Here is a 21,572-nt window from a genome sequence, read left to right as displayed (position 1 = left end):
GCGTGCAACGATACCCGACGCCCGTGCGGCCGGATGCGACGCAACTGCGTTTTACCGGGACAAAACTACGCGTCGGCCGCCGCCGGTGTGTCGTCGCCGCCCGGCAGCGCGGCGTTCGCGTCGCGGTATGCCTTCGGCGACACGCCGACCCGCGCGCGGAAGCGCCGCGCGAAATAGCCTTCGTCGCGGAAGCCGACCGAGCGCGCGATATCCGCGATGCGCCGGCTGGTATGGGCCAGCAGCGACTGCGCGAGCGCGATCCGGCGCTCGGTCACGAGATCGGTGAAGGTGCTGCCGGTTTCCTTGCGGACCAGGTGCGCGAGGTAGTTGGGCGACAGGAACGCGGCCTCGGCGGTCGCGGCGAGCGTCAGGTCCTCGCGGGTCAGGTTGGCGCGCACGTGGCGCAGCACGCGCGCGAGCGCGTCGCGCCGGCCCGCGCGCTGGGCGCCGCGCTGCGCGAGCTTGTCCAGCGCGCCCGCGTACTGCGTGCAGACGAGCCCGATCAGTTGCAGCAGGTAGCCGCGCAGCAACGTGGTCGAGCCGAACGTGCGCACGCGATCGGTGTCGAGCATGCACAGCGCGAGGCGGCGCGCTTCTTCATAGGTGTCGCCGGTCAGGATGAAGTCGAGGTGTTCCTGGAAGCGGAATGGGGTCAGCTCGGGAAAGCGGTGCGCGGGCACGTCCTCGAGATCGAGCGGATCGACGTCCAGATCGGCGCGCAGGAACGCCTGGCTGAAGTTGATCACGATGAAGTGCGCGCCTTCGGGATGCGGGATCAGGTGCTCGCGGTGCGGCAGCACGAACGCGAGCGCGCCGCGCGGAAACGGCCGCGTGACGCCGCCGATCCGCTGCTCGGTGTCGCCGCCGAGATTGAACTGGATCTGGAAATACGCGTGCCGGTGCGGCTCGGTGATCGCCTGGCGCGACGCCTGGTCGCGGATGTAGAAGTCGAGCCGGTCGCTGCGTTCGGGCATCCCGTACAGGCGCGGCGGGGCGATGGAGGGCATGAAGGATTCTGCTGTTTGTGACGCGGTTGAGCCGCGATGGTACAGCGAACCGGGCGCGGCGGCGATCCGTGCGGCCGTGCGGCTTTGCCCGGTGTCGCTCGAGGCGTGCCGCGCGGCGATCATTCGTCCGGATGGAAGCCGAGATAACGGGCGTGCGGGCTGCCGCTACCGGCTCGCTGGCTTGCCGCGCCGACCGACACGAGCGCATCCAGCGTCGACGTACGGTTCGATACCAGTGTCCACGCGATGGCATCGTCGGCGCTGGCCGGGGCCGATTCCGACGCGCGCTGCGCCGTCAAAGCCGTCAGCGCGGCGAGCAGCGCGGCGGCCGGCGGCGCATGGACCGCGAACCCTTCGTTGGCGACCGCCGCCGTATCGATCCCCAATGCCGCGCACAACCGTGCCCGCAGCGGCGTCTCGGCTTCGCTCGCCGCACGCGAGCGCGCGATGTTCTCGCGGGTGGCCGCGTCGACGATCGTGCCGCCGCGGACGAACGGCGCCTGCTGCCACGCGTCGGGCGTGCATTGCTTGCCGTCCGGCACCAGCGGCACGAACGGATTCACTTCGGCCGGATAGATCCGGCACACGAGCGGGCGCGCGTCGTAGATCGCGCAGCGCAGGTCGTCGAGCAGGTTCGGGCATGGCCCGGCATGGGTCGCGATGAGCATGACCGTGATGCGGACCGGCAGCGAGCCGCTGAGCGCGGCAGTCGAGCGCACGCGCTTGTACGCGGCGAACGCGTTGTCGGGCTCGGGCTCGACGAGCCAGGGGATCGCATCACACAGCAGCTCCACGTGGCCGCCGCGCTGCAGCCACGCAATGGCCTCGTCGATCGTCAGCGGAATGCGCAGGTCGCGGCAGCATCCGCCGCAGCCGTTGCAGGCAAAGTCGAGGTCGGTGGGGGTGTCGTTCATGCTTGATTCGATACGGATAACGGGGATGTCGCGACGCGCCGCGACATGTCGGTGGTTGCGTTTATCAGGCGATCAGCGGCGCGACCCGGCGCCGCAGCTCGGGCACGACCTCGGTGTCGAACCACGGGTGGTGCTTGAACCACGCCTGGTTGCGCGGCGACGGATGCGGCAGCGGCAACACGTCGGGGCCATAGTCGCGCCACGCGTGCACGGTGTCGGTCAGCGTGGCCTTGCGCGACTCGCGCAGGAAATGCCGCTGCGCGTACTGGCCGATCAGCAGCGTGAGCCGGATCGACGGCAACTCGGCGAGCAGCCGGTCGATCCACAGTGGCGCGCATTCGGGGCGAGGCGGGTTGTCGCCGCTTGCGCCGCGGCCCGGGTAGCAGAAGCCCATCGGCACGATCGCGAAGCGTGTCTCGTCGTAGAACGTGTCGGCGTCGACGTCGAGCCAGCCGCGCAGCCGCTTGCCGCTCGCGTCGTCCCACGGGGTGCCGCTCGCATGGACGCGTGCCCCCGGCGCCTGCCCGACGATCAGGATGCGCGCGTCGCGATGGGCCCGCACGACAGGGCGCGGGCCGAGCGGCAGGTCGGCTTCGCAGACACGGCACGCGCGGATTTCGGTGAGCAGCACGTCGAGCGGCGCGCGCGTGGGTTTCGGCATCGAATCTGATCGGGGACGGAGTGGTCATGCGGCGTCACCCGGGGGCCGCGTGCCGGGCGCCGGCAGGCGGCCCGGACAGGCATGGCGCGGGAGCGCGCGCCGCCTGCATCACGCGGTGCGCATCAAGCCTGCGACAGGCCCGGTGCGCCGCTTTCGGCGACGGCAGCATCATACAACGCGGTTTGCGCGATCGCCCGGGCGATCCCCGCGTCGTCATGCGCACCGTCGAGCATGCCCCAGCGCCGGTATTGGGACAGGAACCACTCGCCTTCGCGCGGATCGGGGCGGTTCACGGCGCCGCCGTCGTGGAAGCGGATCGGCAGCGGCGGCACGGCGAACGGGCCCGAGCCGTAGTCGCCGAGCAGGCGCGGCGCGATCAGCCGGGCCGGTACGCCGAGCGCATCGGGCGACGCGAGCCAGTCGGCCGCCTCGCGACGGTGCGCGGCGCTGTCGAGCCAGGCGCAGGCATCGACGAGCGTGCGGATCAGCGCGCGGGCCGTGGCCGGATACAGCGAGACGAAATCGCGCCGGGCCGCCAGCACCTTCTCCGGATGATCGGGCCAGATCTCGCTCGTGACCGCAACGGTCCGCCCCGCGCCGCAAGCCTCGGCCACCGCATGCCACGGCTCGCCGGCGCAGAAGCCGTCGAGTTCGCCGCCGGCGAGCGCGGCCACCATCTCGGGCGGCGGGATCACGACGCTGCGCACGTCGCGCAGCGGATCGACGTCGTGCGACGCGAGCCAGTGGTTCAGCCACATCGCGTGCGTGCCGGTCGGGAACGTCTGGGCAAGGAGCGGCTTGCGGCCGAGCGTCGCGAACGCGTCGCGCACGCTGCCGCTGGCGCGATACGCGTCGGCGAGGCCGCGCGACAACGAGATCGCCTGGCCGTTGCGGTTCAGCACCATCAGCGCGGCCATGTCGGCCTGCGGGCCGCCGATGCCGAGCTGCAATCCGCAGACGAGCCCGTACAGCGCATGCGCGGCGTCGAGCTCGCCGCTCAGCAGCTTGTCGCGCACGGTGGCCCACGACGGCTGGCGGCTGAGTTCGAGCGTGAGGCCGTGCCGTTTGCCGAGGTTCAGGCGCTGCGCGACGATCAGCGGGGCCGCGTCGCTCAGCGCGACGAACCCGAGGCGAAGATGCGCGCGTTCCGGCGCGGCGGGAGAGGAGGTATCCATGGCAGTCATGACTGGGGTGACGCGTCGAGCAATTGCCGCGCGACGTCGACGATGCGCAGGCCCTGGTCCATCGCGCGCTTGCGCAGCGCCGCGTATGCGTCGTGTTCGGACAGCCTGCGCTCATCCATCAGCAGGCGCTTCGCGCGGTCGATCAGCTTGCGCTCCGCGAGCTCGCGCTCGACGTCGGCCAGCCGGCGGCGCAGCGCGTCGTCGTGCGAGAAGCGGGCGAGCGCGACTTCGAGAATCGGCGCGAGGCGCTCGGCCGACAGCCCTTCGACGAGATACGCGCTGACGCCCGCGCCGACCGCCGCGCGGATCAGCGACTGGTTGGCGTCATGGCTGAACATCAGCACGGGGCGCGGCGCGGTGGCGTGCATCACGGCAAGCTGCTCGAGCGTGTCGCGTGATGGCGAATCGGTATCGATGATCACGACGTCGGGATGCTGCTCCTCGACGGCGGCCGGCAGGCGTGCGGGCGTCGCGACGTCGTTCAGCATCTCGTAGCCGAGGTGCGCGAGCGCATCGCCGAGCTCGCCGATCGGCTTGTCGGTGTCGGTGACGAGCAGCACGCGCAGGCGGGAGGAAGAAGCAGACGTACTCATGACGCGAACGGCGGCGGCGAAAGCGTGGCGCGATGGGCGGATCGGGGGCGGCGGCCCCGTCCGGACATCGTGTCGGTGCCGCGTACGGCGGGCCGGCGGCCGGTGCCGCCGTCTTCATGATGGGTGGGCGGCCGGTGCCGCGTGGCGTCGCGCATGCTACGCGGCCCGGGACAAGGCCGGTTCGATCGCGGCGCCCGCGTCCGGCACGTGCTGCACGGCTGCTTCGCCGATCGCGCCGCCGACGAGGATCACGGCCGGGCTGCCGAGCCGCGCTGCGTCGATGCCGCGCGCGAGACCGCCGAGCGTGCCGGTCCAGCGGCGTTCGTCGGGCGTGCCGGCCCATTGCACGGCCGCGGCCGGCGTCGAGGGCGGCAGCACGGTGAGCAGGCCGGCGGCAATGCTGTCGACGCGGCTCATGCCCATGTAGATCGCGAGCGTGGTGCCGGTCGCCGCGAGACGCGCCCAGTCGGGCTCGCCGTGGTCCTGACGATGCGCGGTGACGAACGTGACGCCGTGGCAATGCGCGCGGTGCGTGAGCGAGATGCCGAGGCTCGCGGCGGCCGCGAAGCCCGCCGAGATGCCGTTGACGATCTCGACCGGAATCGCGGCGGCGTGCAGCGTCGTGAGTTCTTCGCCGGCGCGCCCGAACAGCAGCGCATCGCCGCCTTTCACGCGCACCACGTGCGCGCCGCGCAGCGCGTAGCGGCGCATCAGCTTCTCGATGAATGCCTGCGGCGTGGAGCGGCAGCCGCCGCGCTTGCCGACGCGGATCACGCGTGCCTGCGGCGCGAGTTCGACGATGCCGGGCGCGACGAGATCGTCGAGCAGCAGCACGTCGGCAGCGGCCAGTGCCTTCACGGCCTTCAGCGTGAGGAGATCGGGATCGCCGGGGCCGGCGCCCAGCAGCGTGACTTTGCCTGTCGTCATGTCGTGTTCCAGTGCCGCCTGCATGCAGCGGTCGAAAGCGCGTGTGTCTTGCGCGGCGGCGGCGGGCGGTCGAAACGCACCGGCATCCGGCCGTGCCGCGCACGGAAGGACGCCGTTGTCCTGATCGGCCCGCCTGAATGACGGGCATGGTTTGCGGGGACCGCCCACCGGCGCCGTTGCCGGTGTCATGCAGCGGATTCAGCAATATCCGGGCCAACCGGCATGACAGGTTGCGCCGGCGCGGCGGGAACGGCGCGCGCCGCGCCGCGCGCTGGCCCGTGCATGTGTGCAGCCGCCGCGCGCGGGCAGCCGCAATGCCGCGTCGGCGTGCATCGTGCGCCGTCAGCGCGCACCGCGATGTCGCACGGCGACAGTGCTGCAGCGCACCACATCTGTGCCTCGCTGCCTCACGGCGCATCGTGGGCCGCGTGGCGCCGCTCGTCGCACGACGCCCGATGCGCCTTGCGTGGCGGGGCTGGGGGCTCGATTCGCAGCAACATGGCACGGCGTTTGCGTGACGAGCTGCGGGCGGATCAATGGCGATTCGTCCGGCAGTACCGATTACCGACGCGCCCGGCAACGGGCTTCATGGGCAACGGCGTCCTACGCATCGGGTCTCGACGAGACCAGTGCGCAGGACGCCGTTTTTCGTTTGGCGGATGACATGACCGACAAAGCTACCCGTATCGATCTCTTCAGCTTCCGCACCGCGCCGATGCGCGCGTTCCACCTGACGTGGATGGCGTTCTTCGTGTGCTTCTTCGCGTGGTTCGCGTGCGCGCCGCTGATGCCGCTGATCGCACGCGAATTCCACCTGACCGCGGCGCAGGTCGCGAACATCAACATCGCGGCCGTGGCCGCGACGATCGCCGTGCGGCTGCTGGTCGGCCCGCTGTGCGACCGCTTCGGCCCGCGCCGCGTGTACGTCGGCCTGCTGCTGCTCGGCGCGATTCCCGTGTTCGCGGTGTCGTTCACGCACGACTACCTGTCGTTCCTGATCTGCCGGCTCGGCATCGGCGCGATCGGCGCGGGCTTCGTGATCACGCAGTACCACACGTCGGTGATGTTCGCGCCGAACGTGGTCGGCACCGCGAACGCGACGACGGCCGGCTGGGGTAACGCCGGCGCAGGCGCCACGCAGGCGCTGATGCCGCTGCTCGTCGCCGCCGGCCTGATGCTCGGCTTCGGCGAGGATTCGTCGTGGCGCATCGCGCTGGTCGTGCCGGGCGTCGCGATGCTCGTGATGGCCTGGGCGTACTGGCGCTTCACGCAGGATTGCCCGCAAGGCGACATCATCGCGCTGCGCAAGGCAGGCGTGACGGTCGACAGCGGCAAGAAGGGCGGCTGGGCGAGCTTCTTCGCGGCCTGCGGCAACTATCGCGTGTGGATGCTGTTCGTCACGTACGGCGCGTGCTTCGGCGTCGAGGTGTTCATCCACAACATCGCCGCGCTGTACTACGTCGATCACTTCAGCCTGTCGCTGAAGGACGCCGGGTTTGCGGTCGGCCTGTTCGGGCTGCTCGCGCTGTTCGCCCGCGCGCTCGGCGGCTGGCTGTCCGACAAGATCGCCGCGCGCCGCAGCCTCGACGTGCGCGCGACGCTGCTGTGCGCGCTGATCGTCGGCGAAGGGCTCGGGCTGATCTGGTTCTCGCATGCGCAAAGCGTCGGCATCGCACTCGTCGCGATGCTCGCCTTCGGCCTCTTCACGCACATGGCCTGCGGCGCGACCTACGCGCTGGTGCCGTTCATCGACCGCAAGGCACTCGGCGGCGTCGCGGGGATCGTCGGCGCGGGCGGCAACGTCGGCGCGGTGGCCGCGAGCTTTCTGCTGAAGGGTGTCGGCGACGTGCAGCACACGCTGAGCCTGCTCGGCCTGGCCGTCACCGCGACCGCGCTGTGCGCGATGGCCGTGCGCTTCAGCGAAGAACACAAGGCGCGCGAAGCCGAGCTGCGCGACCGTGCGCTGGCTGCCAGCGGCGTCGCGAACTGATCGACCGAAGGAAACGTCACCATGAAACTCATCGTCATCGGCCACGGCATGGTCGGCCACAAGCTCCTCGAGTGCGTCGCGGCGGAAGCGGGCGCCGCGGGCGCGCCGCAGGTCACGGTGCTCGGCGAGGAGCCGCGCCCGGCCTACGACCGCGTGCACCTGTCCGAATTCTTCGCGGGCAAGTCGGCGGACGACCTGTCGCTCGTCGAACCCGGCTTCTTCGAACGTCATCCGCAGTTCGACCTGCGGATGAACGCGCCAGTCGCGTCGATCGACCGCGCCGCGCACACGGTCACGCTCGTGTCCGGCGAAACGCTCGCGTACGACAAGCTGGTGCTCGCGACGGGTTCGCGCCCGTTCGTGCCGCCGATGCCGGGGCACGATCGTGACGGCTGCTTCGTGTACCGGACGATCGAGGATCTCGAAGCGATGCAGGCGTGCGGCATGCACGCGAAGCGCGGTGTCGTGATCGGCGGCGGGCTGCTCGGCCTCGAATGCGCGAAGGCGCTGCGCGACATGGGGCTCGACACGCACGTCGTCGAATTCGCGCCGCGGCTGATGGCCGTGCAGGTCGACGACGGCGGCGGCCGGATGCTGCGCGCGAAGATCGAGGCGCTCGGCGTGACCGTGCATACGGGCAAGAACACGCTCGAGATCGTCGATGGCGAGGAAGGCACGCACCGGATGGCGTTCGCCGACGGCTCGCACCTCGACGCCGACATGATCGTGTTCTCGGCCGGCATCCGCGCCCGCGACGAACTGGCCCGCGCATGCGGTCTGGACATCGGCCCGCGCGGCGGCGTCGCGATCGACGATGCGTGCCGCACGAGCGACGCCGACATCTACGCGATCGGCGAATGCGCGGCCTGGAACGGCATGGTGTACGGTCTCGTCGCGCCGGGCTACGACATGGCGCGCGTGGTCGCGAAGCAGCTTTGCGGCGATGCGAACAGCGCAGCCGAGGCTGCATTCGCCGGCGCCGACATGAGCACGAAGCTGAAGCTGATGGGCGTGGACGTCGCGAGCATCGGCGACGCGCACGGCACGACGGCCGGCAGCCGCACCTATCAGTACGCGGACGAGCGCCGCCAGGTCTACAAGAAGCTCGTGGTGTCCGACTGCGGCAAGTTCCTGTACGGCGCGGTGATGGTTGGCGATGCAGCCGAGTACGGCACGCTGCTGCAGATGATGCTGAACCGGATCGAGCTGCCGGAATCGCCGGAATTCCTGATCCTGCCGTCGTCGGACGGCGTCGCGAAGCCGGCGATCGGCGTCGAGGCGCTGCCTGCGTCCGCCCAGATCTGCTCATGCAACAACGTGTCGAAGTCGCAGATCTGCACGGCCGTTGCCGACGGTGCGACGAGCCTCGGCGCGCTGAAGACGTGCACGGGCGCCGGCACGTCGTGCGGCGGCTGCGTGCCGCTCGTCACGCAGATCATGAAGGCCGAGATGAAGAAGCAGGGCCTCGCGGTCAACAACCATCTGTGCGAACACTTCCCGCATTCGCGCCAGGAGTTGTTCCATCTGATCCGCGTCGAGCGCATCACGACCTTCGACGAACTGCTCGCGAAGCACGGCCACGGCCTCGGCTGCGACGTATGCAAGCCGGCGGTGGCGGGCATTCTCGCGTCGTGCTTCAACGAATTCGTGCTGAAGAAGGAGCACGCCGGGCTGCAGGATTCGAACGACTACTACCTCGCGAACATCCAGCGCGACGGCACGTATTCGGTGGTGCCGCGCATGCCGGGCGGCGAAGTCACGCCGGAAGGGCTGATCGCGGTGGGCCAGGTCGCGAAAAAGTATGGCTTGTACACGAAGATCACCGGCGGCCAGCGCGTCGACCTGTTCGGCGCACGCGTCGAGCAGCTGCCTTCGATCTGGGAAGAACTGATCGCGGCCGGCTTCGAATCGGGCCACGCCTACGGCAAGGCGCTGCGCACCGTGAAGTCGTGCGTCGGCTCGACGTGGTGCCGCTACGGCGTCGACGATTCGGTCGGCCTCGCGATCGACCTGGAGAACCGCTACAAGGGGCTGCGCGCGCCGCACAAGATCAAGTTCGGCGTGTCCGGCTGCACGCGCGAGTGTGCGGAAGCACAGGGCAAGGACGTCGGCATCATCGCGACCGAGAAGGGCTGGAACCTGTACGTGTGCGGCAACGGCGGGATGAAGCCGCGCCACGCGGAACTGCTCGCGTCCGATCTCGACCGCCCGACGCTGATTCGCTACATCGACCGTCTCCTGATGTTCTACGTGCGCACCGCCGACCGGCTGCAGCGCACCAGCGTGTGGCGCGACAACCTCGAAGGCGGCCTCGACTACCTGGTCGACGTCGTCGTGCACGACCGGCTCGGGATCGGCGCCGAACTCGAAGCCGACATGCAGCACGTGGTCGACACCTACGAGTGCGAATGGAAGAAGGCCGTGACCGACCCCGACACGCGCAAGCGCTTCCGCCACTTCGTGAACAGCGACGCGCCCGACACGACCATCGAATTCGTCGAGACGCGCGGCCAGATCCGACCCGCGACGCCCGGCGAACGCACGGGCGGCAAGCCCGTGCCGATTCCCGTCGTGGCCGAAGGCGTGACGCAAGCCGCAGCCGAACCCGCCACCGTTTGACCCTGACCGACACCCGCGTCTTTTCCAAGGAGCCCATCATGAACGATCGTCTTCCGCTGTCCTGGACCCGTGTGTGCCCGCTCGACGACATCGTGCCGAACACCGGCGTGTGTGCCCTCGTCAACGGCGAGCAGGTCGCGGTTTTTCACGTCGCGCATGCCGAAGTCGGCGGCGTGTTCGCGATCGACAACGTCGATCCGGTCTCGCAGGCGGCCGTGATGTCGCGCGGGCTGATCGGCAGCCTCGGCGAGCGCGTCGTCGTCGCGTCGCCGCTGTACAAGCAGCACTTCGACCTGCGCACCGGCGAATGCCTCGAGGCGCCCGAGCAGTCGGTGAGTGCGTATCCGTCGCGGGTCGAGGACGGCTTCGTGTGGATCGCAGCCTGACCGCCCCGGAGCGCGCATGACCGCCACCCCCGTCAAGAGTGTGTGCCCTTACTGCGGCGTCGGCTGCGGGATGGTGCTGCACGTCGAGGAAGGCGAAGTCGTCAAGGTGTCCGGCGACGCCGACCATCCGACCAACTTCGGGCGGCTGTGCACGAAGGGTTCGTCGGCGCACGTCGCGCTGCGCCGCTCGGGGCGGCTCGACCGCGCGTTCGTGCGCCGGGCGCGCGAGGACGACCTGGTGCCGCTGCCGGCCCGCGACGCGATCGCCGACACCGCGCGCCGCCTGCGCGCGGTGCTCGACGCGCACGGGCCCGATGCGCTGTCGTTCTACGTATCGGGGCAGATGTCGATCGAGGCGCAATACCTCGTCAACAAGCTCGCGAAGGGCTTCGTCGGCACCCAGAACATCGAGTCGAACTCGCGCCTGTGCATGGCGAGCGCGGGCACCGGCTACAAGCAGTCGCTCGGCGCGGACGGCCCGCCCGGGTCGTACCAGGATTTCGATCGCGCGAACCTGTTCTTCGTGATCGGCGCGAACATGGCCGACTGTCATCCGATCCTGTTCCTGCGGATGATGGATCGCGTGAAGGCCGGCGCGAAGCTGATCGTCGTCGATCCGCGCCGCACCGGCACGGCCGACAAGGCGGACCTGTTCCTGCAGATCCGGCCGGGCACCGATCTCGCGCTGACCAACGGGCTGTTGCATCTGCTGCATGCGAACGGCCGCACCGATGCCGCGTTCATCGATGCATACACCGAAGGCTGGGACGCGATGCCCGCGTTTCTCGCCGACTACACGCCCGAGCGTGTCGCCGACATCACCGGGCTCGCGGAAGCCGACCTGCGCACGGCCGCGCAATGGATCGGCGAAGCGCAGGAGTGGATGAGCTGCTGGACGATGGGGCTCAACCAGAGCACGCACGGCGTGTGGAACACCAATACGATCTGCAACCTGCATCTCGCGACGGGCAAGATCTGCCGCCCCGGCAGCGGGCCGTTCTCGCTGACCGGCCAGCCGAACGCGATGGGCGGGCGCGAGATGGGCTACATGGGCCCCGGGTTGCCGGGCCAGCGCTCGGTGGCCTCCGACGACGACCGCCGTTTCGTCGAGAACCTGTGGCGCGTGCCGGCCGGCACGCTGCGCAAGGAGGCCGGGCAAGGCACGGTGGACCTGTTCTCGCGAATGGCGGCCGGCGACATCAAGGCGTGCTGGATCATCTGCACGAACCCGGTCGCGACGGTGCCGAACCGGCAGAACGTGATCGCCGGGTTGCAGGCCGCCGAGCTCGTGATCGCGCAGGACGCGTTCCTCGACACCGAGACCAACCGCTATGCGGACATCCTGCTGCCCGGCGCGCTGTGGGCCGAGGGCGACGGCGTGATGATCAACTCCGAGCGCAACATGACGCTGATGCGCGCGGCGGTCGCGCCGCCCGGTGACGCGCTGCCCGACTGGCGCATCGTCGCGGAAGTCGCGCGTGCGATGGGTTTCGGCGATGCGTTCGACTATGCGTCCGCGGCCGACGTGTTCGACGAGATCGTGCGCTTCTCGAATCCGGCGACCGGCTATGACCTGCGCGGCGCGAGCCATGCGGCGCTGCGCGACGGGCCCGTGCAGTGGCCGGTCGCGCCGGGCACCGCGCGCGAGCGGCACCCGATCCGCTACCTGAACGACGGCGTGAGCCAGACGCTGCGTCCGGCCGCCGACGGCCACGACGCGCCGCGCCTCGCGTTCCCGACGCCGTCGGGCAAGGCGCGCTTCTTCGCGCGGCCGCACGTCGATCCGGCCGAGCTGCCCGACGACACGTTCCCGATCGTGCTGAACACCGGGCGGCTGCAGCATCAATGGCACACGATGACGAAGACGGGCAAGGTCGCGATGCTGAACAAGCTCAACCCGCGCCCGTTCGTCGAGCTGCATCCGGACGATGCGAGCGCGCTCGGCATCGCTGCGAAAGACAGCGTCGAGATCCGCTCGGCGCGCGGCCGCGCGGTGCTGCCGGCCGTCGTGACCGAGCGCGTGCGGCGCGGCAACTGCTTCGCGCCGATGCACTGGAACGACGTGTACGGCGACGACCTGTGCATCAACGCGGTGACGAACGACGAGATCGATCCCGAATCTCAGCAACCCGAACTGAAATACTGCGCGGTCGCGCTGCGGCGCGTCGAGACCGATGCGTTCGCGTCCGTCGATGAAGAGACCGCGCAACCCGATGCCCGCGCCGACGACGTGCAGCCCGCGCCGGCGCGGGTGCAGGCGACTGCTTCACAGGAATCCGACATGGCAGACATCGACACTTTCGCGGCCGCGCTCGGCGTGGCCGACCTCGCGCCGCCGCCGTTGACGGACACCGAACGGCTGTACGTGGCCGGCCTCGTCAGCGGGCTGAAGGCGAGCGCCGGCCGGCGCGCGGGCAGCGTGCCCGTGCTGCCCGCTGCCGCGCCGCTTACGCCGCCGGTGCGGTTCTGGCTCGACGGGATGCTGGCTGGGCTGTTCAGCCGCTCGCTGCCGGCGAGCGTGCCGGGTGCCGCGGCGCCCGCGCCGACGGCCGATGCCGGCGCGTCCGGCGGCGTGCGGATCGTGCGCACGCGGCCGAAGGTCGTGCTGCTGTGGGCGTCGCAGACCGGCAACATCGAATCGTTGACCGAGGATTACGCGACGCAGCTGATGAACGCGGGCTTCGAGATCCGCACCGCGTGCATGTCCGACTATCCGGCGGCGTCGCTCGCCGGCGCGCAATACGTGCTGCTGATGACGAGCACGTTCGGCGACGGCGATGCGCCCGACAACGGCAGCGAATTCTGGGAAGCACTGCAGGCCGGCAGCGCCGCGCGACTCGACGGCGTGCACTTCGCGGTGCTCGCGTTCGGCGATCGCAACTACGACCAGTTCTGCGGCCACGGCCGCCGTCTTGACGCGCGGCTCGCGGAACTCGGCGCGGCGCGTCTCTGCGCACGCGTCGATTGCGACGTCGAATTCCAGCGCGACGCCGACCAGTGGCTTGAACGCGTCGTCGCGCGGATCAAGGAGGCCGATGCCGCGCTGCACGCGGTGCCGACCGGCGGGATGAGCCCGTCTGGGCTGCTGCCGACGAAGGCGCATCCGGCGCCGTCGAAGCTCGTCGCGAACCTGCGGCTGAACCGTCCGGGCGCGGCGAAGGACACGCGCTACGTGTCGCTGTCGACCGAAGGCGCGAACCTCGAATACGAAACCGGCGACGCGCTCGGCGTGTGGCCGACCAACTGCCCGGAGCTGGTCGACGAACTGCTGTCCGTCACCGCGCTGAAGGCCGATGCGCCGGTGTCGGTGGCGGGCGTCGGCGACATGCGCCTCGGCGATGCGCTTGCACGCCACTTCGACATCACGCGCCCGCATCCGGACACACTCGCCTTCATCGCGTCGCGCAGCGCGAACGGCGCGCTGAAGTCGCTGCTGGGCGACGATCGCAAGGGCGACCTGAAGCAATGGCTGTGGGGGCAGCAGCTCGCGGACGTGCTGCACGAGTTTCCGATCGAGCTGTCGGGCACGGAGCTGGTCGGGATGCTCAAGCGCATGCAGCCGCGCCTCTATTCGATCGCGTCGAGCCCGAGCGCGCACCAGGGCGAGATCCACCTGACCGTCTCGGCCGTGCGCTATCACAACGGCCGGCGCGCGCGCAAAGGTGTCGCGTCGACGTTCCTCGCCGATCGCGCGGACGACGGCCGCGTGCCCGTGTTCGTGCAGAAGTCCGCGCATTTCCGGCCGCCGGTGAACGGCGACGTGCCGATCGTGATGGTCGGCCCCGGTACCGGCGTCGCGCCGTTCCGCGGCTTCCTGCACGAGCGGCAGGCGCGCGGCGCGCGCGGGCGCAACTGGCTGTTCTTCGGCGAGCAGCACGCGCAGACCGACTTCTACTACGGCGACGAGCTGAGCGCGATGCACGACAGCGGCTTCCTGACGCGGCTCGATCTCGCGTTCTCGCGCGACCAGGCCGACAAGATCTACGTGCAGGACCGGATGCGCGAGCAGGGCGCCGAGCTGTTCGCGTGGCTGGAGGAAGGCGCGCACTTCTACGTGTGCGGCGATGCCGCGCGGATGGCGAAGGACGTCGATACGGCGCTGAAGGCGGTGGTCGCCGAGCACGGCGGCATGTCGGATGAAGCTGCGAACGACTACGTCGCGCGGCTTTCGAAGGCACGGCGCTACATGCGGGACGTTTACTGAACACGCGGAGCGGCGGCGTGCGGCCCGCCGCTCCGCCGCGCGGTTACTGCTGCCGCTCCCACGCGCGTGCCTGTTCGGCGCGCACGAACGCTTCCGACGATGCCGGCAGCAGGTTGCGGAACGCGCCGCCATCGCTGTCGATCACGTCGACCATCTTCGCGATCATTTCCTCCGGGTCGTGCTGTTCGAGCGGGAACGTCAGCCGCTCGGGCGTCACGGTATGGACGGCCGGATCGTGCCAGCGTCGCGTCGTTTCCATCATCCGGTCGTTGAAGCCCGTGCTGTACGGGCCGGGGTTCACGACCGCGACCTTGATCCCGTGCGGCGCGAGTTCCGCGTGCATCGCCTCGGCCACCGATTCGACCGCGTGCTTCGACGCGCAATAGGCGCCCGTGAACGGCCCTGTGATCAGGCCCGCGATCGACGACACGAACACGATCTTGCCGTGCCGGCGCGCGAGCATGCCGCGCGCGATCTGCTGCGTGAGCTCGAGCGGCCCGAACACGTTCACGTCGAACAGCTCGCGGACGATCTCGACCGGCAGGTCCACCAGCGCGCCCGCTTCGCCGACGCCCGCGTTGTTGACGAGCACGTCGATGTCGAGCTCGGCCGCGCGGGTGCGATCGTGAGGCGACGTGACGTCGAGCTTGATCGCGCGCAGCGCGGTGCCGCGCTGCGTGGCGGCGGCCGTCAGTGCGTCGATTTCGGCGATGACGCGTACGCCGGCCGTCACGTCGTGACCGCGTTCGGCGAGGCGCAACGCGACTTCGCGGCCGAAGCCGGTGCCCGCGCCGGTGATGAGGATGCGTTTCTGTGCCATGTGCTTACCTTGTGGAGTGGAACGTTGCCGAAAAGCGGTCGCGGCAGTGCTGCGCGATCGCGGTGTCTTCGTCGACGCTGCCGCCCGAGATGCCGATCGCGCCGACGCAATGCCCGTCGCCGTCGACGAGCGGTTCGCCGCCGCCGAACGTGACGAGCCCGCCGTGGCTGTGCTCGATGCCGCGCAGCGGACCGTCGCCCGACATCGCACCGAGCGCGCCGGTCGACGTGCGGAAGCGGACCGCCGTCAGCGCCTTGCGTTGCGCGAGATCGATCGCACCGAGAAAGCAGTCGTCGGTGCGCGCGAACGCGAGCAGGTTCGCGCCGGCATCGACGATCGCGACGGCGATGCCGGCAACCTGCAGCGATGCGGCATGAGCCAGTGCCGCGTCGAGCGTGCGGCGGGCGGCCGCGAGCGGCAGGGCGGCGGTGAGCGGGTTCATGTTGGGCTCCGATGGGACGACAGTGCCAGTGTAGGCAGTTGCGGTATATGGGAGAATCCGCATTCCGCTCGAAAGAGTTTCAAGTTTTTTTAATGATGAGCAGACGCGATCCGATGGCCGGGCTGCACGTGTTCATGACCGTCGCGACGGCCGGCAACTTCACGCGCGCCGCCGCCGCGCTGGGCCTGACGCCGGCGGCCGTCAGCCTCGCGATCGGGCAGCTCGAGGGCGAGCTGAACGTGAAGCTGTTCAACCGCAGCACGCGCGGCGTGAGCCTGACGGAAGCCGGCCAGCACTACTGGCGGCAGACGGAACCTGCGTATCGGCAGGTCATGCAGGCCCGCGACGCGCTGAAGGATGCGCGCAGCGAGCCGAACGGGTTGTTACGCGTGACCGCGCTGCCGCTGGCGCGAGCGCTCGTGATCGCGCCGGTGCTCGCCACGTTCCGCGAACGCTATCCGAAAGTCCGGCTCGAGATCCGTTACGAGAATGAACTGGTCGATATCGCGAAGGACGGGTTCGATGCGGGGATTCGCCTGGCCGACCGGTTGCAGCCGGGCATGATCGGTGTGCGGATCGCGCCGGCGCTGACGTGTGCGCTGGTGGCATCGCCCGGTTATCTGGCGCGGTATGGCGCGCCGGCGTCGATTGCGGAGCTCGAGCGGCATGCGTGCATCCGTTTCCGGTTCTCGGAGAGCGGGCGGCTGCACAAATGGCTGTTGCGCGACGGGGAGCGCGACGTCGATCTTGATCCGGACGGTGTGTTCGTGACGAACGATGCCGACGCGGTGATCGATGCGGCGCGCGCGGGTGTGGGCATCGCGTTCGCGTTCATGCGAGAGCGGATCGAGCAGGACGTGCGCGACGGCACGCTCGTCGAGGTGCTGCCCGGCGCGTGCCGCACGCTGCCGCCGATGTGGCTGTACTACGTCAATCGCAAGCACGTGCCGGCCAAGTTGCGGGCGTTCATCGACGTGCTGCGCGAACGCAACGGCGGGGACGACGCGTAACCGCATCCGCCGGCCCGCTGCAACGGTTGGTTCGACGGCGCATGATGGCGGCTCCAGCCACGAATCCATGGAGTTGCGTCATGACCGCATGCCTGCCGTTCCCGATTCGAACCTTCGCCATTGCTGCAGCGCTGGCCGGTGCCGTGACGTGCAGCGCACCGGCCATCGGCCAGACGTCGACCGTGCCGGCTGGTTCTTCCGCTGCAACATCCGACAACGCGGTACTGCTCACGGTATTCCTGAAACACGACCAGTCGCGCCCGCTTGCCGAGCTGAATGCGCAGCTCGCGAAACAGGGGTTCTACAAGGCATTTCCGCCGCCGGGTGTCGAAGTGGTGAGCTGGACCGTGACGATGGGGATCGGGCAGATCGTCGTGCTGCGGTTGCCGGCGTCGCGGCTGCGCGAGGTGAATCGCGTGCTCGAGGATACGGCGTGGGGCGCGTATCGGACGGAGTTCTATCCGACTTACGACTACAAGGCGATCGGGTTGGGGGAGCATGAGCGGGCGAAGTAATGGGGCCCCTGTGGTCCCGGGTTGGGAGACGGAGTGCACCCGTCACTCGGATCAACCGGTCCCCATTTCCGAAGTGCCGCGCCGACCCGTGAATCCGTCCTCGTCCACGCAGCTCGACCGGGGAATTTCTCCCAATTCCGCTACCGGCCATTCATCCGATGAAAAAACCCCGCCGGTTCCCGGTATGATGCGCACCTTGCGTTTGTCGGACGCGTTATTTTTGATGCGATTTTTACGCACATGGCACGACAAATCCGCACAATCCGAACTTGAAAGATTCTGTAATATAAATTCCGTATACTCGTAAGTTCTGATCCAGGCGCCGCCTGCCATTTCGCCGGCCGACCGCCCACGCAGAACAACCAGATACGTCGCCGCCTGGCCTCCTCGCGCCGCGACACGCTATGCACCACCACTGAACAACCTATGTCTTCCCGCCACTCTGGTTCGCCCGGCCGCGCCGCGGCGGTGATCGCCCGTGTCCGGGCGCTGATCCGCAACGAGCGCGTGCTGTCGCCGCTGCTCGCGCTCGGCATCGGCCTGCTGCTGATCGTGGTTTTCCAGCACCTGTCGGAATCCGTCGACTACCGGTCGGTGATCCGCCAGCTGCGTCACATGTCCGCCGGCGAGTGGGGCGCGTCGCTGGCCGCGACGGCCCTCAGCTATCTCGCGCTCGTCGCCCGCGACGCGGTCGGCCTGCGCTATGTCGCCGCGAAGGTGCCGCGCGTCGCGCTGTGGATCGGCGCGATCGCCGGGTCCGCACTCGGTAACGCGACCGGCTTTGGCGCGCTGACGGGCGGCGCGGTGCGCGCACGCGTGTACGGCGTGTCGGGTGTCACGCCCGCGCAGATCGGGCGGATGACGGTATTCACGAGCGGCACGCTGGCGCTCGCGATGGTGTGGATGACGGCGATCGGCATGGTCTGCGTGCCGGAGGCGCTCGCCGCGATGCTGCACGTCGCGCCCGGCGTGCTGACCTGGACCGGCGCGGCGCTGCTCGTGGTGCTGGCCGCGATGGTCGTGATGTGCGGCAACACCGCGCGCCCGGTCGTCACGCGCTTCAAGTGGCTGTCGTTCGACGTGCCGGCGCGGCGCGATCTCGTCGCGCAGGTCGTCTATGCGGTATTCGACGTCGTCGCGGCGGGCCTGACGCTGTGGGTGCTGCTGCCGGCCGCGCCGGTCGGCTTCCCGACCTTCATTACGGTTTACGCCGCCGCGTTGCTGCTCGGGATGATTGGCCATACGCCGGGCGGGATCGGCGTGTTCGAAGCCGCGATGGTCTTCACGCTTGGCCGCGAAGTGCCGCCGCACGCGATGGTCGCCGCGCTGATCGCGTATCGCGCGATCTATTTCGGCGTGCCGCTCGTGCTGTCGGCCGGCCTGCTGGCCGGATTCGAGGGCCGCGCGCTGCGGCGCCGGCTCGTGACGCGGCAGGCCGTGCGTGTGTCGCAGCTCGCACCGGTGTTCCTGAGCCTCGTGACGTTCGCGGTCGGCGGGATGCTGGTGATCTCGAGCGCGACACCCGCGTTCTGGCACCGGATCGCGATCCTGCGCCACCTCGTGCCGCTGTGGGTGCTCGAAGGCTCGCAGGTGATCTGCAGCGTGCTCGGCGTGGCGCTGCTGTTCGTCGCGCGCGGGCTGCTGCGCCGCCTCGACGGCGCATGGTGGATGACTTTCGCGCTGACGCTCGCCAGCCTCGCGCTGTCGCTGGCGAAGGGCCTCGCGTTCGTCGAGGCCGGCGTGCTCGGCACGCTGCTGGTGCTGCTGCTCGTCAGTCGTCGCCGCTTCAACCGCCATTCGTCGTTGCTGGCGGAGCGCTTCACGGTGAGCTGGTTCGTGTCGGTGGCGATGGTGCTGATGCTGGCCGTGTGGGTGCTGTTCTTCGCGTTCCGCGACGTGCCGTACACGCGCGAGCTGTGGTCGCATTTCTCGTTCGACGCGCGCGCGCCGCGTGCGCTGCGCGCGACGCTCGCGGCTGGCGTGTTCGTCGCGCTGTTCGCGCTGTGGCAATTGCTGCGCCCGGCGCCCGGACGTTTCGTGAAGCCCGCGGAGCAGGACCTGATCGACGCGGAGCAGATCATCCGCGCACAGGAATGCAGCGACGCGGGCCTGGCGCTGATGGGCGACAAGTCGTTCCTGTTCTCGGAGTCGCGTCGCGCGTTCCTGATGTACGCGAAGAACGGCCGCACGTGGGCCGCACTGCACGACCCGGTCGGGCCGCGCGAAGAGTGGCCGGCGCTGATCAGCAAGTTCATTGCGCTCGCGCACGCGCACAGCGGTCGCGCGGCGTTCTATCAGGTGCGCGCGAACGCATTGCCGCTGTATCTCGACGCGGGGCTCACGCTGATGAAGCTGGGCGAGGAAGCGCATATCGCGCTCGACCAGTTCGATTTGAAAGGATCGAACCGTTCGCACCTGCGCTATGCGCTGCGTCGCGGCGACAAGGACGCGCTGACGGTCGAGGTCATCGCGCCGGACGACGTGCCGGCCGCGCTGCCGGCGCTGCGTGACATCTCGGACGGCTGGCTCGACAGCCGCGACGCGCGCGAGAAGAGCTTCTCGGTCGCCGCGTTCCACGACGGCTATCTGGCGACGCAGTCGGTGATGCTCGTGCGGCAGGCCGACAAGCCGATCGCGTTCGTCACGTTCATGACGACCGACCTCAACACCGAGGCGACGGTCGGCGTGATGCGCCATCTGCCGGACGCGTCACCGTACGCGATGGAATATCTGTTTACGCAGCTCGCGCTGCATCTGAAGGAAGCGGGTTTCCGCAAGCTGAGCCTGGGCATCGCGCCGTTCTCGGGGATGGGGGCGGCGAAGATGCCGTCGCCGTTGCACCGGATCGGCCTGATGGTCTGGCGCTTCGGCGGCCGCTTCTACAACTTCCGCGGCTTGCGCGCATTCAAGAGCAAGTTCGAACCGAACTGGGAGCCGCGTTACCTCGCGGCCTCGGGCACGGTCGGCGTGTTCGTCACGCTTGCGGACCTGTCATTGCTGGCTGGAGGTCGGCGTTCATGATGTTGAAGAAGGGAATCGCGCGGGCGGCAGCCGCCTGCGCGGGAATGATGCTGGCCGGCGCCGCGTGCGCCACGCAGCCGGCCGCGATGAAGGCCGAAACCGTATCGGGCGGCCGCTACGGGCCCGTGACCGTGACCAAACCCAGCGGGCCGCTGCGCGGCTTCGTCGTGCTGTTCTCGCGAGAGGCCGGCTGGAATGCGGCCGACCAGCAGGCCGCCGATGCGCTCGCGAAGGCCGGTGCGATGACCGTCGGCGTCGATTCGGAGCGGTATGCGATGAATCTCGCCGCGAAGCAGGAGACCTGCCACCACCTCGACGGCGACGCCGAAGCGGTCAGCCACCAGCTCGAACGCCTTGCACAGTCGTCGCGCTATTTCACGCCGATCGTCGCGGGCGTGGGCCAGGGTGGCGCGATCGCGAAGCAGATCCTGTCGATGGCGCCAGAGAATACGATCGCCGGTGTCGTATCGGTCGATCTGGCCGCCAAGCTCGATCCGCGCTTCAAGCCGTGCCCGCCCGATCCGACGATCGTGCGCCGCGCGATGCCGGGCTTCGTCGAAACGGCGGCCACGGGCGATTCCGCGAAGCTCGTGTCGCTCGTCACGTCGCATCTGCGGGACACCACCAGCGGCGACGAACTCGACGTGTCGGACCTGCCGCTCGTCGAGCTGCCGGCCAAGGGCGGCAACGGCCAGCTCGCAATCGTGATCTCGGGTGACGGCGGCTGGCGCGATCTCGACAAGACGATCGCCGAGGCGCTGCAGCGCGACGGCGTGTCGGTGGTCGGCATCGATAGCCTGCGCTATTTCTGGAGCGAGAAGCCGCCGGCACAGGTGAGCCGCGATCTCGCGCGCGTGATGCGCACCTACATGGCGCGCTGGCATGCGAACCGGGTGGCGCTGGTCGGCTACTCGTTCGGCGCCGACGTGATGCCGTTCGCGTACAACCGGCTGCCGGCAGACCTGCGCGACAAGGTCGCCGTGATGTCGCTGCTCGGCTTCGCGCCGGCCGCCGATTTCCAGATCCGCGTGACGGGCTGGCTCGGCATGCCCGCAAGCGACAACGCACTGAAGGTCGCGCCGGAAATCGCGAAGGTGCCGCCGCAGCTCGTGCAGTGCTTCTATGGCGCCGAAGAGAAGGACACGATGTGTCCGGCACTCGTGAACACGGGCGCCGACGTGATCAAGACGCAAGGCGATCACCACTTCGGCCGCAACTACATCGCGCTCGAGAAGAAGATCCTCGGCGCGTTCGGCAAGCCGGTCGCGGCGCGCTGAAC

The 21,572-nt window shown here is 69.4% G+C and carries 16 protein-coding genes; 8 read left to right on the top strand and 8 right to left on the bottom strand.

Annotated features, from left to right (window positions below; genetic code table 11):
* Positions 1–65: 65 nt before the first annotated feature.
* The 6 genes from CFB50_RS27090 to cobA all read right to left on the bottom strand — a co-directional run bounded on the left by CFB50_RS27090 (position 66) and on the right by cobA (position 5,286).
* Positions 66–1,007: a helix-turn-helix transcriptional regulator gene (locus CFB50_RS27090; RefSeq protein WP_089448435.1), complete on the bottom strand. Its 942-nt coding sequence runs from the start codon at positions 1,005–1,007 to the stop codon at positions 66–68.
* A gap of 119 nt (positions 1,008–1,126) precedes the next feature.
* Positions 1,127–1,921 (bottom strand): YkgJ family cysteine cluster protein, encoded by a 795-nt coding sequence (locus tag CFB50_RS27085; RefSeq protein ID WP_089447827.1) that lies wholly within the window; start codon positions 1,919–1,921, stop codon positions 1,127–1,129.
* Positions 1,922–1,985: 64 nt separating this feature from the next.
* Complete coding sequence (locus CFB50_RS27080; protein WP_089447826.1) at positions 1,986–2,582, bottom strand: uracil-DNA glycosylase family protein; 597 nt, start codon at positions 2,580–2,582, stop codon at positions 1,986–1,988.
* Positions 2,583–2,704: 122 nt separating this feature from the next.
* The gene (locus tag CFB50_RS27075) at positions 2,705–3,757 is read right to left on the bottom strand and encodes a CmpA/NrtA family ABC transporter substrate-binding protein (protein ID WP_089447825.1); all 1,053 of its coding nucleotides are present in this window, start codon (positions 3,755–3,757) and stop codon (positions 2,705–2,707) included.
* Positions 3,758–3,762: 5 nt separating this feature from the next.
* On the bottom strand, positions 3,763–4,359 hold the full coding sequence (locus tag CFB50_RS27070) for an ANTAR domain-containing response regulator (RefSeq protein WP_089447824.1): 597 nt from the start codon (positions 4,357–4,359) through the stop codon (positions 3,763–3,765).
* 156 nt (positions 4,360–4,515) lie between these two features.
* Positions 4,516–5,286, bottom strand: coding sequence for a uroporphyrinogen-III C-methyltransferase (gene cobA / locus CFB50_RS27065; RefSeq protein ID WP_089448434.1), 771 nt, complete (start codon positions 5,284–5,286; stop codon positions 4,516–4,518).
* 664 nt (positions 5,287–5,950) lie between these two features.
* Here cobA and CFB50_RS27055 point away from each other — a divergent pair.
* Genes CFB50_RS27055 through CFB50_RS27040 form a run of 4 tightly spaced genes read left to right on the top strand, consistent with a single transcriptional unit; the run spans position 5,951 to position 14,485 of the window.
* Positions 5,951–7,276 carry an MFS transporter gene (locus CFB50_RS27055; RefSeq protein WP_089447823.1) on the top strand — a complete coding sequence of 442 codons (1,326 nt, stop codon included), beginning with the start codon at positions 5,951–5,953 and terminating at the stop codon, positions 7,274–7,276.
* 21 nt (positions 7,277–7,297) lie between these two features.
* A complete protein-coding gene (gene nirB / locus CFB50_RS27050) occupies positions 7,298–9,895 on the top strand; it encodes a nitrite reductase large subunit NirB (RefSeq protein WP_089447822.1) in 2,598 nt (865 codons plus the stop codon).
* A gap of 38 nt (positions 9,896–9,933) precedes the next feature.
* On the top strand, positions 9,934–10,281 hold the full coding sequence (nirD, locus tag CFB50_RS27045; protein ID WP_069251750.1) for a nitrite reductase small subunit NirD: 348 nt from the start codon (positions 9,934–9,936) through the stop codon (positions 10,279–10,281).
* A gap of 16 nt (positions 10,282–10,297) precedes the next feature.
* Positions 10,298–14,485: a bifunctional nitrate reductase/sulfite reductase flavoprotein subunit alpha gene (locus CFB50_RS27040; RefSeq protein WP_089447821.1), complete on the top strand. Its 4,188-nt coding sequence runs from the start codon at positions 10,298–10,300 to the stop codon at positions 14,483–14,485.
* Between the two features lie 43 nt (positions 14,486–14,528).
* Here CFB50_RS27040 and CFB50_RS27035 read toward each other — a convergent pair whose 3' ends face one another.
* Positions 14,529–15,305 (bottom strand): SDR family oxidoreductase, encoded by a 777-nt coding sequence (locus CFB50_RS27035; RefSeq protein WP_089447820.1) that lies wholly within the window; start codon positions 15,303–15,305, stop codon positions 14,529–14,531.
* Positions 15,306–15,309: 4 nt separating this feature from the next.
* Positions 15,310–15,747, bottom strand: coding sequence for a GlcG/HbpS family heme-binding protein (locus CFB50_RS27030; RefSeq protein WP_089447819.1), 438 nt, complete (start codon positions 15,745–15,747; stop codon positions 15,310–15,312).
* A gap of 95 nt (positions 15,748–15,842) precedes the next feature.
* On the opposite strand from CFB50_RS27030, the gene CFB50_RS27025 reads away from it, so the two are divergent.
* The 4 genes from CFB50_RS27025 to CFB50_RS27005 all read left to right on the top strand — a co-directional run bounded on the left by CFB50_RS27025 (position 15,843) and on the right by CFB50_RS27005 (position 21,570).
* Positions 15,843–16,757: a LysR family transcriptional regulator gene (locus CFB50_RS27025; protein WP_089448433.1), complete on the top strand. Its 915-nt coding sequence runs from the start codon at positions 15,843–15,845 to the stop codon at positions 16,755–16,757.
* A gap of 80 nt (positions 16,758–16,837) precedes the next feature.
* Complete coding sequence (locus CFB50_RS27020; protein ID WP_089447818.1) at positions 16,838–17,272, top strand: hypothetical protein; 435 nt, start codon at positions 16,838–16,840, stop codon at positions 17,270–17,272.
* Positions 17,273–17,698: 426 nt separating this feature from the next.
* Positions 17,699–20,293: a bifunctional lysylphosphatidylglycerol flippase/synthetase MprF gene (mprF, locus tag CFB50_RS27010; RefSeq protein ID WP_089447816.1), complete on the top strand. Its 2,595-nt coding sequence runs from the start codon at positions 17,699–17,701 to the stop codon at positions 20,291–20,293.
* Positions 20,290–21,570: a virulence factor family protein gene (locus CFB50_RS27005; RefSeq protein WP_089447815.1), complete on the top strand. Its 1,281-nt coding sequence runs from the start codon at positions 20,290–20,292 to the stop codon at positions 21,568–21,570. The genes mprF and CFB50_RS27005 overlap by 4 nt, the downstream gene beginning before the upstream one ends.
* The last annotated feature ends 2 nt before the right edge of the window (positions 21,571–21,572 follow it).

The sequence above is a fragment of the Burkholderia sp. AU33423 genome (assembly GCF_002223135.1).
Classification (GTDB): Bacteria; Pseudomonadota; Gammaproteobacteria; order Burkholderiales; family Burkholderiaceae; genus Burkholderia; species Burkholderia lata_D.
The sequence above is the reverse complement of the archived record's forward strand: the minus strand, read 5'-3'. Positions and strand labels throughout refer to the sequence as shown.

Bases quoted from the DNA above. Each gene is read 5' to 3' on its own strand.
- CFB50_RS27090 (WP_089448435.1), bottom strand. From the start codon at position 1,007: ATGCCCTCCATCGCCCCGCCGCGCCTGTACGGGATGCCCGAACGCAGC.
- CFB50_RS27085 (WP_089447827.1), bottom strand. From the start codon at position 1,921: ATGAACGACACCCCCACCGACCTCGACTTTGCCTGCAACGGCTGCGGC.
- CFB50_RS27080 (WP_089447826.1), bottom strand. From the start codon at position 2,582: ATGCCGAAACCCACGCGCGCGCCGCTCGACGTGCTGCTCACCGAAATC.
- CFB50_RS27075 (WP_089447825.1), bottom strand. From the start codon at position 3,757: ATGGATACCTCCTCTCCCGCCGCGCCGGAACGCGCGCATCTTCGCCTC.
- CFB50_RS27070 (WP_089447824.1), bottom strand. From the start codon at position 4,359: ATGAGTACGTCTGCTTCTTCCTCCCGCCTGCGCGTGCTGCTCGTCACC.
- cobA (WP_089448434.1), bottom strand. From the start codon at position 5,286: ATGACGACAGGCAAAGTCACGCTGCTGGGCGCCGGCCCCGGCGATCCC.
- CFB50_RS27055 (WP_089447823.1), top strand. From the start codon at position 5,951: ATGACCGACAAAGCTACCCGTATCGATCTCTTCAGCTTCCGCACCGCG.
- nirB (WP_089447822.1), top strand. From the start codon at position 7,298: ATGAAACTCATCGTCATCGGCCACGGCATGGTCGGCCACAAGCTCCTC.
- nirD (WP_069251750.1), top strand. From the start codon at position 9,934: ATGAACGATCGTCTTCCGCTGTCCTGGACCCGTGTGTGCCCGCTCGAC.
- CFB50_RS27040 (WP_089447821.1), top strand. From the start codon at position 10,298: ATGACCGCCACCCCCGTCAAGAGTGTGTGCCCTTACTGCGGCGTCGGC.
- CFB50_RS27035 (WP_089447820.1), bottom strand. From the start codon at position 15,305: ATGGCACAGAAACGCATCCTCATCACCGGCGCGGGCACCGGCTTCGGC.
- CFB50_RS27030 (WP_089447819.1), bottom strand. From the start codon at position 15,747: ATGAACCCGCTCACCGCCGCCCTGCCGCTCGCGGCCGCCCGCCGCACG.
- CFB50_RS27025 (WP_089448433.1), top strand. From the start codon at position 15,843: ATGAGCAGACGCGATCCGATGGCCGGGCTGCACGTGTTCATGACCGTC.
- CFB50_RS27020 (WP_089447818.1), top strand. From the start codon at position 16,838: ATGACCGCATGCCTGCCGTTCCCGATTCGAACCTTCGCCATTGCTGCA.
- mprF (WP_089447816.1), top strand. From the start codon at position 17,699: ATGTCTTCCCGCCACTCTGGTTCGCCCGGCCGCGCCGCGGCGGTGATC.
- CFB50_RS27005 (WP_089447815.1), top strand. From the start codon at position 20,290: ATGATGTTGAAGAAGGGAATCGCGCGGGCGGCAGCCGCCTGCGCGGGA.